Genomic DNA, 13,881 nt, shown 5'->3' on the forward strand with positions numbered 1-13,881 from the left:
GAGGCCGGGGGTTTCGCGCGTCCTGACACGGAGTACGATATCGGGTGCCTTAACGTTTCTCGAGCCAGTGAGGTACTGGATGTCTCTCAACGAAGCCGCCGCCGTTGCGGTGAAGAAGAAGCTCACGCTTCTCGACGAATCCCTCGCCCGTTTCGCCGTGCGAGCTACCCTGGCGGGCGCGTACCTAGCCATCGGCACGGCATTCGCTGGCGTAGTGGGGATGGGTGTCGAAAAGCACGCGGCTGGCTTGGGCTCCTTGGTTTTCGCTGCGCTTTTCGGGCTCGGCCTGTTCGCCATTGTCATCTTGGGTGCTGATTTGGCCACCAGCAACATGATGTACATGGTCTACGGCGCGGTGAAGAAGCAGGTGGGGTGGGGAAAGGCGCTGTGGTTGCTCGTGGTGACCACGCTGTTTAACCTCGTCGGCGTAGTGATTTTTGCCGCCGCCATGTCGGTGTCCGCGAAGCTGGGAAACATGGACCCGGGTCACCTTATCGCCACGATGTCGGCGGGGAAGCTGGAGAAGACCCCGGGCGGTCTTTTCGTCGAGGCCGTCGTTGCCAACTTCGTGGTGAACATGGCGATCATCGGGGCGATGTCGGCCAAGGAGCTGGTGTCCAAATTCTTCGTCATCGTTCCCATTATCGCGTGCTTTGTGGGCTTAAGCCTTGAGCACGTCATCGCGAACTTCTGTCTGATGTTGCTGACGGTCTTCTGTGCTAGCCCGCTGCCCGATGCCTTTAGCCTGGGCGCGGTGCTCACCAACTGGTCCATCGCGTGGATGGGAAACCTCATCGGCGGTGGCTTCCTCATGGGTGGGGTCTACGCGTGGCTTAACTCCGGCCCGGAAGCGTATCGCGACTAAGTTGACCCGAATAAAGGTTGAATCGGTCGCCGCGGGCAAAGCCGACGAGCGCCATGCCCGTCTCCCGGGCGGTTGTGACGGCTAGGGAGGAGGCTGCGGAGACCGCGACAAGCATGCCGAAGCCGGCCATCGCTGCTTTATTGACGAGTTCGAAGCTGGCGCGCGAGCTCATGACCAGAATGAGGTCACTGGCGGGCAGCTTTCCTTCCATGAGCAGGTTGCCGATGACCTTGTCGGCGGCGTTGTGCCGGCCTACGTCTTCGCGGACGACGACGGGTTCGCCGTCGAGAGTGAACGCGCCTGCGGCGTGGATGCCCCCAGTCTTGCGGAACTGCTTCTGCTCCCGCTTGAGGGCCTCGGGCAGCTTGGCGACGACCCCCGGATCCACCGGCACCTGTGGAATCTCGTAGCGTGACTGCTTCATGAGTGCCTCGATGGAGGAGGTGCCACACACGCCGCAGGCGGACGTGGTGGTGGTCAGACGCAGATCGGCGAGCGTGAGCGCGTGGGGGTTAGCCAGCTCCACGTCGAGCAGATTATAGGGATTGCGCCCATCCACCGAGGCGCCGGCGCAGTAGCGGGCCCCCCGGACGTCACTGACCTTCTCAATGTGTCCTTCGGAGTGGAGGAAACCATGTGCCAGCTCGACGTCGTGTCCCGGGGTGCGCATCGTCGTCGTTAGTGTTTGCCCGCCGACGCGGATCTCCAGCGGCTCCTCGCCGGCGACGGAATCGCCACGGGTATCGACTTGGGTGACGTGGCCGTTCTCATCGAGGCGCACCTTGGTCACAGCGAATGTGGCGTTGACGCGCCCGCTCATCGGTTGAGGGCCTCCTTCAAGGTGGCAATGTGTGCGCGGGCCTCATCGGTGTTCTTGGACGCGAGCCCCACCAGGTAAGCGGTTAGGGGAGCGGCGGGCCGGGACTGGGTATGCGCAACGTCTTTGGTCAGATCGAGAAGTTCTTTGATCAAAGCGGTGGCCTCCTCGGGAGAGGCGCCGATCAGCTCGGCAGCCTCCTTCAGCCACTGATGGGCGGTGCGGATCGGATCAGGTGTTTCGCTCATGGCTTCCTATGCTAACGCGTTTTGGAAAACTGCATGTCAGCGGGTAGAGTAATCCGACGGACTTGCATTTTTCCACTCCTGTGCCGCGAAAACAGTGCAGGAGGTGCGGAAACGTGCCAAGCCGGAAGAATTGAACACATCTACTTTGTTGTAGGCCCCTCGCCGTAGATAGCGGACCGTTGTCTGTATCAAAGGGTGGCGAGCGCCTCGTGGTATTGACCGCGGGGAGCGTGAGTAGCCCGAAATCACACGGAAAACGCTTTGGTGAGCTTTTGTGGGAACCGCAACGAGAAAGGTTAAAGGTCACTCATATGACTATGACTGATCCTATTGCCGACATGCTGTCGCGCGTGCGCAACGCATCTAATGCGCACCACGACGTCGTGTCGATGCCGACCTCCAAGCTCAAGGCGAACATCGCTGAGATCTTGAAGCAGGAAGGCTACATCGCTGACTACTCCGTCGAGGGCCACGAGCTGTCCCTCGAGCTTAAGTACAACAACCGTGAGCGTTCCCTCTCGGGTCTGCGTCGCGTGTCTAAGCCGGGTCTGCGTGTGTACGCAAAGTCCACCGAACTGCCGCAGGTTCTGGGCGGCCTGGGCGTGGCTATCATTTCCACGTCTCAGGGTCTGCTTACCGACCGTCAGGCTCAGGAGAAGGGTGTAGGCGGAGAAGTTCTCGCCTACGTCTGGTAAGGGAGGATTGACACATGTCTCGTATCGGTCTAGCACCTATCGCCGTCCCGAAGGGCGTCGACATCACCATCAATGGCCAGGTTGTCAACGTTAAGGGTGCCAAGGGCACCCTCGAGGTTGAGCTGCCGGAGCCGATCACCGCAGCCGTCGAGGATGACGAGATCAAGGTCTCCCGTCCGGATGACGACCGCAAGAACCGCGCCCTGCACGGTCTGGCCCGCTCCCTGGTCAACAACGCCGTTGTTGGCGTGACCGAGGGCTACACCAAGAAGATGGAAATCTTCGGTGTTGGTTACCGTGTCCAGCAGAAGGGTAAGGACCTGGAGTTCTCTCTGGGTTACTCCCACCCGATCCTCATCGAGGCTCCGGAGGGCATCACCTTCGCTGTGGATGGCGCAACCAAGCTCTCCGTATCTGGTATTGACAAGCAACTGGTTGGACAGGTCGCCGCGTACATCCGCCGCCTGCGTAAGGACGATCCTTACAAGGGCAAGGGTATTCGCTACGACGGCGAGCAGGTCCGCCGCAAGGTCGGAAAGACGGGTAAGTAAGCAATGGCTAACACTGAAAACGCAAAGCGCACCCCGGTTGGCAAGGACATTTCCTCGCGTCGTCGTGAAGCACGCGCGCGCCGCCACTTCCGCATCCGTAAGACCCTCCGCGGCACCCCTGAGGCACCGCGTCTGGTCGTTCACCGCTCCTCCCGCCACATGCACGTTCAGGTCATCGACGACCTGGCCGGCCACACCCTGGTTGCCGCTTCCTCCATGGAAGCCGACGTGCGCGCACTCGAGGGCGATAAGAAGGCCAAGGCTGCCAAGGTAGGCCAGCTCATCGCTGAGCGCGCCAAGGCCGCTGGCATCGAGCAGGTCGTCTTCGACCGTGCAGGCTACAAGTACCACGGCCGCGTTGCTGCGCTGGCCGACGCCGCTCGCGAAGGTGGTCTGCAGTTCTAATGATTAAGGCATACGGAAACATCAACGGAAGGAACGCCTAATGTCGGACCGTGAACAGCGTGACGGCGGACGCTCCGCCGAGAACAACAACGACCGCAAGGGTCGCAACAACGGCCGTCGTAACGACCGCCGCAACCACCAGGACAACGAGCGCGATAAGTACATCGAGCGCGTTGTGACCATCAACCGCGTCGCTAAGACCGTTAAGGGTGGCCGCAACATGTCCTTCACCGCTCTCGTCGTCGTCGGCGACGGCCAGGGCATGGTGGGCGTCGGCTACGGCAAGGCCAAGGAAGTCCCGGCCGCAATCCAGAAGGGTGCAGAAGAGGCTCGCAAGAACTTCTTCCGCGTCCCGATGATTGCTGGCACCATTACCCACCCGGTAGAGGGTCGCGACGCAGCTGGCATCGTGATGATGAAGCCGGCCGCTCCGGGTACCGGTGTCATCGCCGGCGGTGCTGCTCGTCCGGTGCTTGAGTGCGCTGGCGTGCAGGACATTCTGTCGAAGTCCCTGGGCTCCGACAACGCTCTCAACGTCGTCCGCGCTACCGTGGACGGCCTCAAGCAGCTGGTTCGCCCTGAGGAAGTTGCCGCACGTCGTGGCAAGTCCCTCGAGGAGGTCGCACCGGCCCAGATGCTGCGCAAGCGCGCAGGTCAGGAGGCATAAGCAATGGCTCTGAAGATTACTCAGGTAAAGGGCCTTGTGGGCACCAAGCCGAACCACCGCGCAAACATGGAGTCGCTTGGTCTCAAGCGCATCGGACACTCTGTTGTGAAGCAGGACACCCCGATCATCCGCGGTATGGTTCACAAGGTGCGTCACCTGGTCACCGTCGAAGAAGTGGCAGGGGAGTAAACCATGGCTGATATCATCAAGCTCCACGACCTGCGCCCGGCCGCAGGATCCAACAAGCCCAAGACCCGCGTCGGCCGCGGTGAGGCATCCAAGGGTAAGACCGCTGGTCGCGGTACCAAGGGCACCGGAGCTCGTAAGCAGGTACCAGCGGCTTTCGAGGGTGGCCAGATGCCGATCCACATGCGTCTGCCGAAGCTTAAGGGCTTCAAGAACCCGAACCACGTTGAGTACCAGGTAGTCAACGTTGCTGACCTCGCAGAGGCTTTCGCTAACGGTGGCGACGTCACCGTTGCGGACATCGTTGCTGCTGGCCTGGTTCGCAAGAACCAGCCGGTCAAGGTTCTGGGCAACGGTGAGATCAACGTTAAGTTGAACGTCACCGCTGACAAGTTCTCCAAGTCTGCTGTTGAGAAGATCGAGGCTGCTGGCGGCACCGCCACCGCAACCAAGTAATTCTCTTACAGGCTCTGTGAGAGCCATAGCCCTCCCGCGGCGCCACTTCCGAGTGGCCTCCGGGAGGGCTTATGGCGTTTCGGAGCAAAGCCCGGGGCACAAAAGGCATTAGTACCTTTTGAGGGGAACCTTATGGCGCGAAACTATGTGGCGCCATGGCACTGTTGTCGAGGTGCAGTTGCGGGCCGGTTAAGCCTCGTTGACCGTCTTCTCGTAGAGGCCGGGGAAGCGGCCATCCGGATCGGTGACGGCCTTGATGCGCTCCGGGAGGTTTCCGCCGTAGAGCTTGGCAAATTCTTCGGGGGAGTAGAATGCCTCCGAATACAACGATTTATGCCCGCCTAGCTCGCTCACCTTGTCTTCGATGACGCGATTGAAGGCGCCATTGCCCGGAGCAGAGGGGTCGACGTGATTGCCCTCCACGCCTGACCAAAAGCCCACGTTGATCTACGTCTGGCCCGGGCGCAGGGGGTACAGCGGCCACGGAGCTGGGGAATCAGCGGCCAGCGTGCCCGCGTCAACGAGGTCTTCGACGCCCTCGCGCAGCCGAATCGGGCACAGCCACACTGGTTGGATGTCGGAGGCTTGGAAAAACCAATCCAAGAACTCCGGCAAATTGTCCGGTGTGACCTCGATGTCCTGCACCACGCGCTCGGCGCGGGGCAGGCCCTTCGGCTTCTTGATGAAGTTGTACTCCAGCTCGTATTTGCGGTCTAGGCGCACGAGCTTCCAGTAGAAGGAACTGCGGCGCAGCTGCCGCGGCCACACCTTGCGCACGCGCGGATTCTGCGCCCCGAAAGCGCGCGAGCACCAGAACCAGTCCGTGTCCCAGCGCCAGATATAGTCGCGCACCGTGAGGCGGTCGCGGCGGATCCCGCGGGCGTGCTGAAGGCTGCGGTAGAAGATCTTGTCGCGCGTGTAGTCGGAGGTCGGCCCCTCCTCATCCGTAAAACGGGCCATGACGAGGTATGACTCCTCCGGCGAGAAGACCACGCCATCCAGGCCGTGCACTTCGACATCGTCATAGGTGTGGGTGCGGGAGACGTCGTCAAGCGTGTGTGCCAAAGACTCGAAGTCGTGAAAGCGTACCTCCCGCAGCTCCACATAGGGTTTGACCGCGCGCAGCTCAATCTTCAGGCGCACCGCATAGCCCAAGGAGCCATAGGAGTTGGGGAAGAGGCGGAAGAGATCGACGTTCTCCTCGCGCGAGCACGTGACAATATCCCCCGTGCCGGTCAGGATGTCCATCTCCAGGACGGATTCATGCGGCAGTCCATCGCGGAAGCTCGTGGACTCCACTCCCATCCCCGTCACGGCGCCGCCCAGCGTAATGGTCTTGAGCTGTGGCACAACAAAGGGCATGAGGCCGTGCGGCAGGGTGGCGTCGACGAGGTCCTCGTAGGCGCACATGCCCTGAACCTCGGCGGTCTGTGCAATCGGGTCCACCTCAATGACACCGTTCAGGCCGGAGACGTCTAGCCCGGCTTGCTCACCGCTGCGCCCGCGGAAGAGGTTCGAGGTTTTCTTGGCCAAACGCACACGCTTATCCTTCGGCACCGCGTGGAAGCTACGCAGGAGCTTATCGACGCCCTCCCGGTGCGCCTTCCAGCCCACCGGCGGAATCTCTACTGCGTCAACGCTGCGGTGATTGCGGATGAGATCGGTCAACATAAAACTCCCTTAAGTCTTTAGAAGCGCGAATCTTCCCACCAGCGGCGCTCTGGCACGCCGGCGCGGGAGCCGGCTTCGCCCAGTTTGACGCCCACGAAGTGGTACAGGTTGATGATGTTGTGCTCAAAGCCCCACTCGGAGCCGGCCATGTAGATGGCCCACAGGCGCGCGGTGGGCAGACCCACCAGCGAGCAGGCTTCCTCCCAATTCTCCTTGAGGTTCTCGCACCAATCATGCAGCGTGCGCATGTAGTCGAAGCGGAGGGATTCCGTGTGGACAACTTCGAATCCGACATCCTGCATGCACTTGGTGATGGTGCCGGAGCCGGAGAGCTCGCCGTCGGGGAAGATATAGCGGTCGATGAACCCACCCTTCGGCGTTTTATGGTTATCCGGGTAGGTGATGCAGTGGTTGAGCATCACACCACCTGGCTTGAGCTTGCCGTGAAGGAAGCTGAAGAAGCTGGGATAGTTCTTGACACCGATATGCTCGAGCAGCCCGATGGCGGAGATGGCATCGAAGCCTTCCTCGGTGACGTCGCGGTAGTCCAGGAAGCGGATTTCCGCCAGGTCCTCGAGACCCTCCTCCTTAATCTTGGCTTGGCCCCATTCAGCCTGTTCCTTGGACAAGGTCACACCGAGTGATTTCACGCCGCGCTTGGCGGCGTAGCGCACCATTCCGCCCCAGCCACAGCCGACGTCCAGGTGGCGGTCGCCCTCCTTGAGGCGCAGCTTGTCGAAGATGAGACGGTACTTGTTTTCCTGAGCCTCATCCAGCATGGCGTCGGGGGAGGGGTAGTAGGCGCAGGTATATGTCATCGAATCGCCGAGGAAGAGTTCGTAGAAGTCATTGCCCACGTCGTAGTGATCGGAGATGACGTCTGCATCGCGCTCCTTGGAATGCTTGGACAGGCCTTCGTGCAGCTTGCGGCGCAGCCAGGAAGCGCGCTCAACCTCTGGGACCGGCTGGATTTGGAAGGCACCCAGCGAGGCTAAGGAGCGGGCTACCCGGGCCAGTGCCTTGGCGCCCGGGCGGGAGAACTTGTCATACATCGCATGCAAGGCGTCGAAGATGCCATAGGGATGCGCCGGGTGTTCGCCTTCGACCGTGATGCCGTCGGTGACATAGGCGCGGGCGAACCCGACGTCCCCTGGGTGAGTAGCGATATAGGCCAAGCCCTGGAGGTTGTTAATCCTGACGGTGAACTGCGCATCGGCCGGGCCGGTAGAGGAACCGTCGAATGCCTCCCAGCGGAAGGGGTTGGGGCTGGGAACGAAGGTATCGATGATCTCAGCCACGGTCATTGGGGTGAATCGCTTACTCATAAAATTACATACTTCTTTCGGTTCAGTGTCTGGCAGATCAAGAACGGCCATACTCCGAGACACTCCAGGCGTCGCCGGAAAGGTCGAAAAGACGTAAAAATCTTGTAAGGACATTGCCTTAAAGCAACGGGGTCCATGGTAGGCCCGATCTGTAGAAGGCGCTAAGGGGGAAAACCATAGGGAGCCCAGCGGCGTGGCATGGGCGGGCTCAATGTGGCGAATGAGGCCGAGGCTGGTAGGGTGATGGGGTCAAAAGTGTTCAACCGTTCCTATGAGAGACCTTAAAAAGACTCTTAAAGTTTGGGAACAGATGAGATCCACCCCCGTGCGCGGCGAATTCGAACCGCATAGCAAGCGCGGTAGGCCAGGAGGATTGAGTAGTGTCCGCCATTTTGCAGGCTTTCAAAGATGCCGACCTGCGTAAGAAGATCATCTTCACGATCGTGATGATCATTCTCTACCGCGTTGGTGCACAGATCCCGTCGCCGGGCGTTGATTACGCCACCATCGCCGGCCGTCTTCGTGACCTCACGGAGGAAGCAGGCAACCTCTATTCGGTGATCAACCTGTTCTCCGGTGGTGCGCTCCTGCAGCTGTCCATCTTCGCCATCGGCATCATGCCGTACATTACGGCGTCGATTATCGTGCAGCTGCTGACCGTGGTGATTCCCCACTTCGAGCAGTTGAAGAAGGAGGGGCAGTCCGGTCAGGCCAAAATGACGCAGTACACGCGCTACCTCACCCTGGCGTTGGCGCTGCTGCAGTCTTCGGGCATCGTGGCTCTGGCGGACCGCGAGCAGCTTCTGGGACAAGGCGTGCGCGTCCTGGCGGAGGACCGCAACTTCTTTACCCTCATCGTGCTCGTTATCACCATGACCTCCGGCGCCATCCTCGTGATGTGGATGGGCGAGCTGATTACTGAGAAGGGCATCGGCAACGGTATGTCGCTGATGATTTTCGCCGGTATCGCTACCCGCCTTCCTACCGACGGCGTTAACATCCTCCAAAATAATGGTGGCCTGGTCTTTGCCATGGTTCTCGCGGGCCTCATCTTCCTCGTCGTTGGTATTACCTTCATCGAGCAGGGCCAGCGCCGCATTCCGGTGCAGTACGCCAAGCGCATGGTCGGCCGCCGCCAGTACGGTGGTTCCTCCACCTACCTGCCGCTCAAGGTCAACCAGGCCGGCGTTATCCCTGTCATCTTCGCTTCCTCGCTGATCTACATGCCGGTGCTCATCACCCAGATTGTTAACTCAGGTTCCGCGGGCGTATCTGATAACTGGTGGCAGCGCAATGTCATCGCGCACTTGCAGTCGCCGAGCTCCTGGCAGTACATCGTCCTGTACTTCGTGCTCACCATCTTCTTCTCCTACTTCTACGTTTCGGTTCAATATGACCCGGCCGAGCAGGCTGAGAACATGAAGAAGTATGGTGGATTTATCCCGGGCATTCGCCCGGGCCGACCGACCGCCGAGTACCTAGGCTTTGTCATGAACCGTCTGTTGTTCGTCGGCTCGATCTACCTCGCGGTTATCGCCGTCCTGCCGAATATCCTCCTGGATCTCGGAATCGGCAGCGCTGGTGCCGCTGGTACCTCCGCTTTCGGTGGTACCGCCATCCTCATTATGGTCTCGGTGGCCCTGACTACGGTCAAGCAAATCGAGTCCCAGCTCCTACAATCCAACTACGAAGGACTGCTTAAGTAATGCGTTACGTACTCCTTGGCCCTCCCGGTGCCGGCAAGGGCACCCAAGCCGCTCTCCTCAGCGAGAAGCTCGGCGTTCCGCACATCTCCACCGGTGACCTCTTCCGTGCCAATATTGGTGAGGGCACCCCGCTCGGCCTCGAGGCCAAGTCCTACATTGACGCCGGCAAGCTGGTGCCGACCGACGTCACCGCTCGCATGGTGGAGGACCGCCTTAACCAGGATGATGCCAAGGACGGCTTCCTTCTCGACGGCTTCCCGCGCACCGTGCAGCAGGCCGACATTCTTGAAAAGCTACTCTCTGACAAGGACCTGAAGCTCGATGGTGTCCTGAACTTTGAGGTATCCGAGGACGTTGTGGTCGAGCGCATGCTCGCCCGCGGCCGCGCGGACGACACCGAGGAGACCATCCGCACTCGCCTAGGCGTCTACCGCGAGGAGACCTTCCCGCTCATCGAGCACTACGGCGATGCCATCATCTCCATCAAGGCTGAAGGAACCGTTGAGGAGATCAACGAGCGCACCCTTCAGGCAATGGGCAAGTAATCTGCCAACCTAGCCATGGCTTTTCGACGACGCACCAAGACCATCCCCGCCCGCACACCGGGCGAGCTCGACGCCATGCAGGCGGCCGGCGAGATTGTCGGCCGCGCCCTGCAGGCCGTGCGGGCCGCCGCGGCAGTGGGAGTGAGTACTCTCGAGCTCGATGAAGTAGCCGAGCAAACCATTCGGGATGCCGGCGCCGTTCCCACCTTCAAGGGCTACGGCGGTTTTCCGGGATCTATCTGTGCGTCAGTCAACGATGTCATCGTCCATGGCATACCCAGCAAGGAGATTGTCCTCGCTGAAGGGGACCTCGTTTCCATCGATTGCGGCGCCACTCTCGATGGCTGGGTGGGGGATAGTGCGTGGACGTTTGGCGTCGGCAAGCTCAGCCCTGAGGCGCAGGCGCTGAGCGACGCCACCGAATGGGTCCTACACGAAGGCCTCAAGGCCATGGTTCCCGGCAACCGGCTTACCGACGTCTCCGCAGCCCTCGAGCAGGCCACCTACCGCGCCGAGGATAAATTCGGCGTCGAGCTATTCATTGTCGATGGCTACGGCGGCCATGGCATTGGCCGTGAGATGCACGAAGAGCCTTACCTGGCTAATGAAGGTAAGGCGGGGCGTGGCCCCATCATTCAGGAGGGCTCGGTTCTCGCCATTGAGCCGATGCTGACTCTGGGCACCGAAGACAACGAAGTCCTCGAGGATGACTGGACCGTCGTGACGCTCGATGGTTCCCTGTCTGCCCACTGGGAGCACACGGTAGCTGCCACGGCGAATGGTCCTCGCATCCTTACTCAACGTTATTAAAACCTGTGTCCTGGGTAGGCATTTGACCTAAAGAAGGTTTATACTTCTTGCCATGTCTAAGATTCGCTCCCTAGTTGGCGCCCGTTCCCTACGTCGCGCCACCGCAATTGGCCTGGTAACCGCCACTCTCTCGGTTGCTCCGGCTGCTAACGCACAGACGGTTCCTTCGATCGATACCCTTTTCTCCGATGTTCAGACCCAGCTTGATGAGTTCGCTGGCCAGACCCGCGAGAACGCGTGGAATAGCCGCAACCAGATGCTGGAGACGCTCCAGAGCGTTAACCCGCAGGCGGCTGACGCTCTCCGCCCAGTTATCGATGGCGCCATCGAGCTGATCTTCCCGGGTCTGATTGATCAGAAGAACGCTGAGATCCGCGCCGCTCGCGAAGCGGAGGAGCGCGCTCACGCTGAGCAGATTGCCCGCGAGAAGGCTGCCGCTGAGGAAGCCGCGCGTAAGGCAGAAGCCGAGCGTCAGGCCCAGCGCTTCGATGTTGGTCCGTGCCCGGCGGATGCACGCATCTGTGTGGACCGCGATGGCCGCCGCACCTGGCTGCAGGACGGCAACGGCAACGTCACCTACGTTGCGCAGGGCATGTCTACCGGCAAGCCGGGTGAGGAGACCCCAGCCGGTACCTTCTACATCAACCGCAAGATCAAGGATGAGATCTCCTGGGAGTTCGGCAACGCGCCGATGCCCTACGCCATGTACTTCACCAACAATGGCCACGCCTTCCACGAGGGTTCTCCGGCATACCAGTCCAATGGCTGCGTGCGCCTGACCCACCAGGATGCCGTGCGCTACTGGAATGATGTGCCGATGGGCTCCAAGGTCTTCATCTACTAAGACGTAGCGGTGAGCGAGTCACCGCTACATAGCATCAGCCTCCCGCACCACGTAGTGACGGGAGGTTTCTGTATTTGGAAAACCCGTCTTCGCAGCGTATGCTTTAATGCTGGTGTCTGTGCGCAGCCGCAGTGGTTGCTAAAGACACCAGGCAGTAGACACCAAACATGCAGGTGGGGGCGTCGCCAAGCACGGCCCGCACTCCACCAGAAAAGTAGAGGTTATGGCTAAGGAAGGCGCAATCGAGGTTGAGGGTCGCATCGTCGAACCCCTGCCCAACGCAATGTTCCGCGTCGAACTCGACAACGGACACAAGGTACTCGCCCATATCTCGGGCAAGATGCGTCAGCACTACATCCGCATCCTCCCGGAGGATCGCGTCGTTGTGGAGCTGTCTCCTTATGACCTGACCCGCGGACGCATCGTCTACCGCTACAAGTAAAGACTGTAAGCCTCCTCACCCACGGGACGCACTAGCTGCGTCCTTTTTAACCTCAGGCTGCGATGGCCTGAGCCCACGCTGCTAAGCATCCCCACAGTTCCCCGGCACGGTCCGGGGCGAAGTGTATGTGTGGCGGGGACGGATGAGGAGAAAACCATCGTAACAACCCGAAAGGACTAGCCATATGGCACGTCTAGCTGGTGTTGACCTCCCGCGCAACAAGCGCATGGAGGTTGCTCTCACCTACATCTACGGCATCGGGCCTGCCCGTGCCAAGGAACTGCTGGAAAAGACCGGCATTTCTCCCGACCTGCGCACCGACAACCTCGACGACGATCAGCTGTCGGCGCTGCGTGACGTCATTGAAGCTACCTGGAAGGTAGAGGGTGACCTCCGCCGCCAGGTTCAGGCTGACATCCGTCGCAAGATTGAAATCGGTTGCTACCAGGGCATCCGCCACCGTCGTGGCCTGCCCGTTCGTGGTCAGCGCACCAAGACCAACGCTCGTACGCGCAAGGGTCCGAAGAAGACGATCGCAGGAAAGAAGAAGTAAAACATGCCACCCAAGACTCGTTCCGGCGCGCGCCGTGGTGGTCGTCGCGTCGTAAAGAAGAACGTGGCCGCTGGCCACGCATACATCAAGTCCACCTTCAACAACACCATCGTGTCCATCACGGACCCGCACGGTGCTGTCATCTCCTGGGCATCCTCCGGCCACGTCGGTTTCAAGGGTTCCCGCAAGTCCACCCCGTTTGCAGCGCAGATGGCTGCTGAGAACGCGGCCCGCAAGGCCATGGACCACGGTATGAAGAAGGTTGACGTTTTCGTTAAGGGTCCGGGCTCCGGCCGCGAGACCGCCATCCGTTCTCTGCAGGCTGCAGGCCTCGAGGTTTCCTCGATCACGGATGCCACCCCACAGCCGCACAACGGCTGCCGTCCGACCAAGCGCCGCAAGGTTTAAGGGAAAGGAAGAGGTAAGAAAATGGCTCGTTATACTGGCCCCGCTACCCGCGTATCCCGCCGTCTGCGCGTCGACCTGGTCGGCGGCGACATGGCATTTGAGCGCCGCCCGTACCCTCCGGGACAGGCTGGCCGCAACCGCATCAAGGAATCTGAGTACCTGCTGCAGCTCCAGGAGAAGCAGAAGGCCAAGTACACCTACGGTGTGCTGGAGCGTCAGTTCCGCCGCTACTACGCCGAGGCTAACCGTCTCCCGGGCAAGACCGGTGACAACCTCGTCGTTCTGCTCGAGTCCCGTCTCGACAACGTGATCTACCGTGCAGGTCTGGCCAACACCCGCCGCCAGGCTCGCCAGCTTGTCTCCCACGGTCACTTCACCGTGAACGGCAAGAAGATCAACGTTCCTTCCTTCCGCGTTACGCAGTACGACATCATCGATGTTCGTGAGCGTTCCCAGAAGATGGAATGGTTCGAAGAGGCTCAGGACCGCCTGGTAGACGCCAACGTTCCGGCGTGGCTGCAGGTCGTTCCGGACACCCTGCGCATCCTCGTGCACCAGCTGCCCGAGCGCGCTCAGATCGACGTTCCGCTGCAGGAGCAGCTCATCGTCGAGCTTTACTCGAAGTAATCCTTCGACACTTTCATCTTTACCCCTTCTACCGGCGTCATATAGCGGGCGCCGACAAGG

Annotated in this window: 18 protein-coding genes and 1 pseudogene; 15 read left to right on the forward strand and 4 right to left on the reverse strand. The window is 60.6% G+C overall.

Annotated features, from left to right (window positions below):
* Positions 1-79 precede the first annotated feature (79 nt).
* Positions 80-865, forward strand: a complete 786-nt coding sequence (locus CAURI_RS02300) for a formate/nitrite transporter family protein (protein ID WP_010189577.1) — start codon at positions 80-82, stop codon at positions 863-865.
* Here the strand turns inward: CAURI_RS02300 and fdhD are convergent.
* Both fdhD and CAURI_RS02310 read right to left on the reverse strand, forming a co-directional pair.
* Positions 834-1,685: a formate dehydrogenase accessory sulfurtransferase FdhD gene (gene fdhD / locus CAURI_RS02305; RefSeq protein WP_010189575.1), complete on the reverse strand. Its 852-nt coding sequence runs from the start codon at positions 1,683-1,685 to the stop codon at positions 834-836. The genes CAURI_RS02300 and fdhD overlap by 32 nt on opposite strands.
* Positions 1,682-1,930: a DUF6457 domain-containing protein gene (locus CAURI_RS02310; protein ID WP_010189574.1), complete on the reverse strand. Its 249-nt coding sequence runs from the start codon at positions 1,928-1,930 to the stop codon at positions 1,682-1,684. The genes fdhD and CAURI_RS02310 overlap by 4 nt, the downstream gene beginning before the upstream one ends.
* 311 nt (positions 1,931-2,241) lie before the next feature.
* Between CAURI_RS02310 and rpsH the strand changes: the two genes are divergently transcribed.
* The 6 genes from rpsH to rplO are packed head-to-tail and all read left to right on the forward strand — an operon-like array spanning position 2,242 to position 4,890.
* Positions 2,242-2,625: a 30S ribosomal protein S8 gene (gene rpsH / locus CAURI_RS02315; protein ID WP_010189573.1), complete on the forward strand. Its 384-nt coding sequence runs from the start codon at positions 2,242-2,244 to the stop codon at positions 2,623-2,625.
* Between the two features lie 14 nt (positions 2,626-2,639).
* Positions 2,640-3,176, forward strand: coding sequence for a 50S ribosomal protein L6 (gene rplF, locus CAURI_RS02320; RefSeq protein ID WP_010189572.1), 537 nt, complete (start codon positions 2,640-2,642; stop codon positions 3,174-3,176).
* Between the two features lie 3 nt (positions 3,177-3,179).
* Entirely contained in the window at positions 3,180-3,581 is a 402-nt protein-coding gene (rplR, locus tag CAURI_RS02325; protein ID WP_010189570.1) for a 50S ribosomal protein L18, read from the forward strand.
* A 40-nt stretch (positions 3,582-3,621) separates the two neighbouring features.
* Positions 3,622-4,248: a 30S ribosomal protein S5 gene (gene rpsE, locus CAURI_RS02330; RefSeq protein WP_010189568.1), complete on the forward strand. Its 627-nt coding sequence runs from the start codon at positions 3,622-3,624 to the stop codon at positions 4,246-4,248.
* 3 nt (positions 4,249-4,251) lie between these two features.
* A complete protein-coding gene (gene rpmD / locus CAURI_RS02335; RefSeq protein ID WP_010189565.1) occupies positions 4,252-4,437 on the forward strand; it encodes a 50S ribosomal protein L30 in 186 nt (61 codons plus the stop codon).
* 3 nt (positions 4,438-4,440) lie between these two features.
* Entirely contained in the window at positions 4,441-4,890 is a 450-nt protein-coding gene (rplO, locus tag CAURI_RS02340; RefSeq protein WP_010189563.1) for a 50S ribosomal protein L15, read from the forward strand.
* Between the two features lie 189 nt (positions 4,891-5,079).
* On the opposite strand, the pseudogene CAURI_RS02345 reads toward rplO, so the two are convergent.
* Positions 5,080-6,561, reverse strand: a pseudogene (locus tag CAURI_RS02345) (FAD-binding oxidoreductase).
* Positions 6,562-6,578: 17 nt separating this feature from the next.
* The gene (locus CAURI_RS02350; protein WP_029158951.1) at positions 6,579-7,886 is read right to left on the reverse strand and encodes a class I SAM-dependent methyltransferase; all 1,308 of its coding nucleotides are present in this window, start codon (positions 7,884-7,886) and stop codon (positions 6,579-6,581) included.
* 380 nt (positions 7,887-8,266) lie between these two features.
* On the opposite strand from CAURI_RS02350, the gene secY reads away from it, so the two are divergent.
* From secY to rpsD, 8 genes are all read left to right on the forward strand, one after another.
* On the forward strand, positions 8,267-9,592 hold the full coding sequence (gene secY / locus CAURI_RS02355) for a preprotein translocase subunit SecY (protein WP_010189559.1): 1,326 nt from the start codon (positions 8,267-8,269) through the stop codon (positions 9,590-9,592).
* A complete protein-coding gene (locus CAURI_RS02360) occupies positions 9,592-10,137 on the forward strand; it encodes an adenylate kinase (RefSeq protein WP_010189557.1) in 546 nt (181 codons plus the stop codon). Before secY ends, CAURI_RS02360 begins: the two co-directional genes overlap by 1 nt.
* A gap of 15 nt (positions 10,138-10,152) precedes the next feature.
* Positions 10,153-10,947 (forward strand): type I methionyl aminopeptidase, encoded by a 795-nt coding sequence (map, locus tag CAURI_RS02365; protein WP_010189556.1) that lies wholly within the window; start codon positions 10,153-10,155, stop codon positions 10,945-10,947.
* A gap of 52 nt (positions 10,948-10,999) precedes the next feature.
* Positions 11,000-11,791, forward strand: a complete 792-nt coding sequence (locus CAURI_RS02370) for a L,D-transpeptidase (protein WP_010189555.1) — start codon at positions 11,000-11,002, stop codon at positions 11,789-11,791.
* A gap of 223 nt (positions 11,792-12,014) precedes the next feature.
* Positions 12,015-12,233: a translation initiation factor IF-1 gene (gene infA, locus CAURI_RS02375; protein WP_003854422.1), complete on the forward strand. Its 219-nt coding sequence runs from the start codon at positions 12,015-12,017 to the stop codon at positions 12,231-12,233.
* Between the two features lie 184 nt (positions 12,234-12,417).
* Complete coding sequence (rpsM, locus tag CAURI_RS02380) at positions 12,418-12,786, forward strand: 30S ribosomal protein S13 (protein ID WP_010189542.1); 369 nt, start codon at positions 12,418-12,420, stop codon at positions 12,784-12,786.
* Positions 12,787-12,789: 3 nt separating this feature from the next.
* Positions 12,790-13,194, forward strand: coding sequence for a 30S ribosomal protein S11 (gene rpsK / locus CAURI_RS02385; protein WP_010189540.1), 405 nt, complete (start codon positions 12,790-12,792; stop codon positions 13,192-13,194).
* A gap of 21 nt (positions 13,195-13,215) precedes the next feature.
* Positions 13,216-13,821, forward strand: a complete 606-nt coding sequence (gene rpsD / locus CAURI_RS02390; RefSeq protein ID WP_010189536.1) for a 30S ribosomal protein S4 — start codon at positions 13,216-13,218, stop codon at positions 13,819-13,821.
* Positions 13,822-13,881: the final 60 nt, after the last annotated feature.

The organism is Corynebacterium aurimucosum ATCC 700975 (assembly GCF_000022905.1).
Taxonomy (GTDB): domain Bacteria; phylum Actinomycetota; class Actinomycetes; order Mycobacteriales; family Mycobacteriaceae; genus Corynebacterium; species Corynebacterium aurimucosum_F.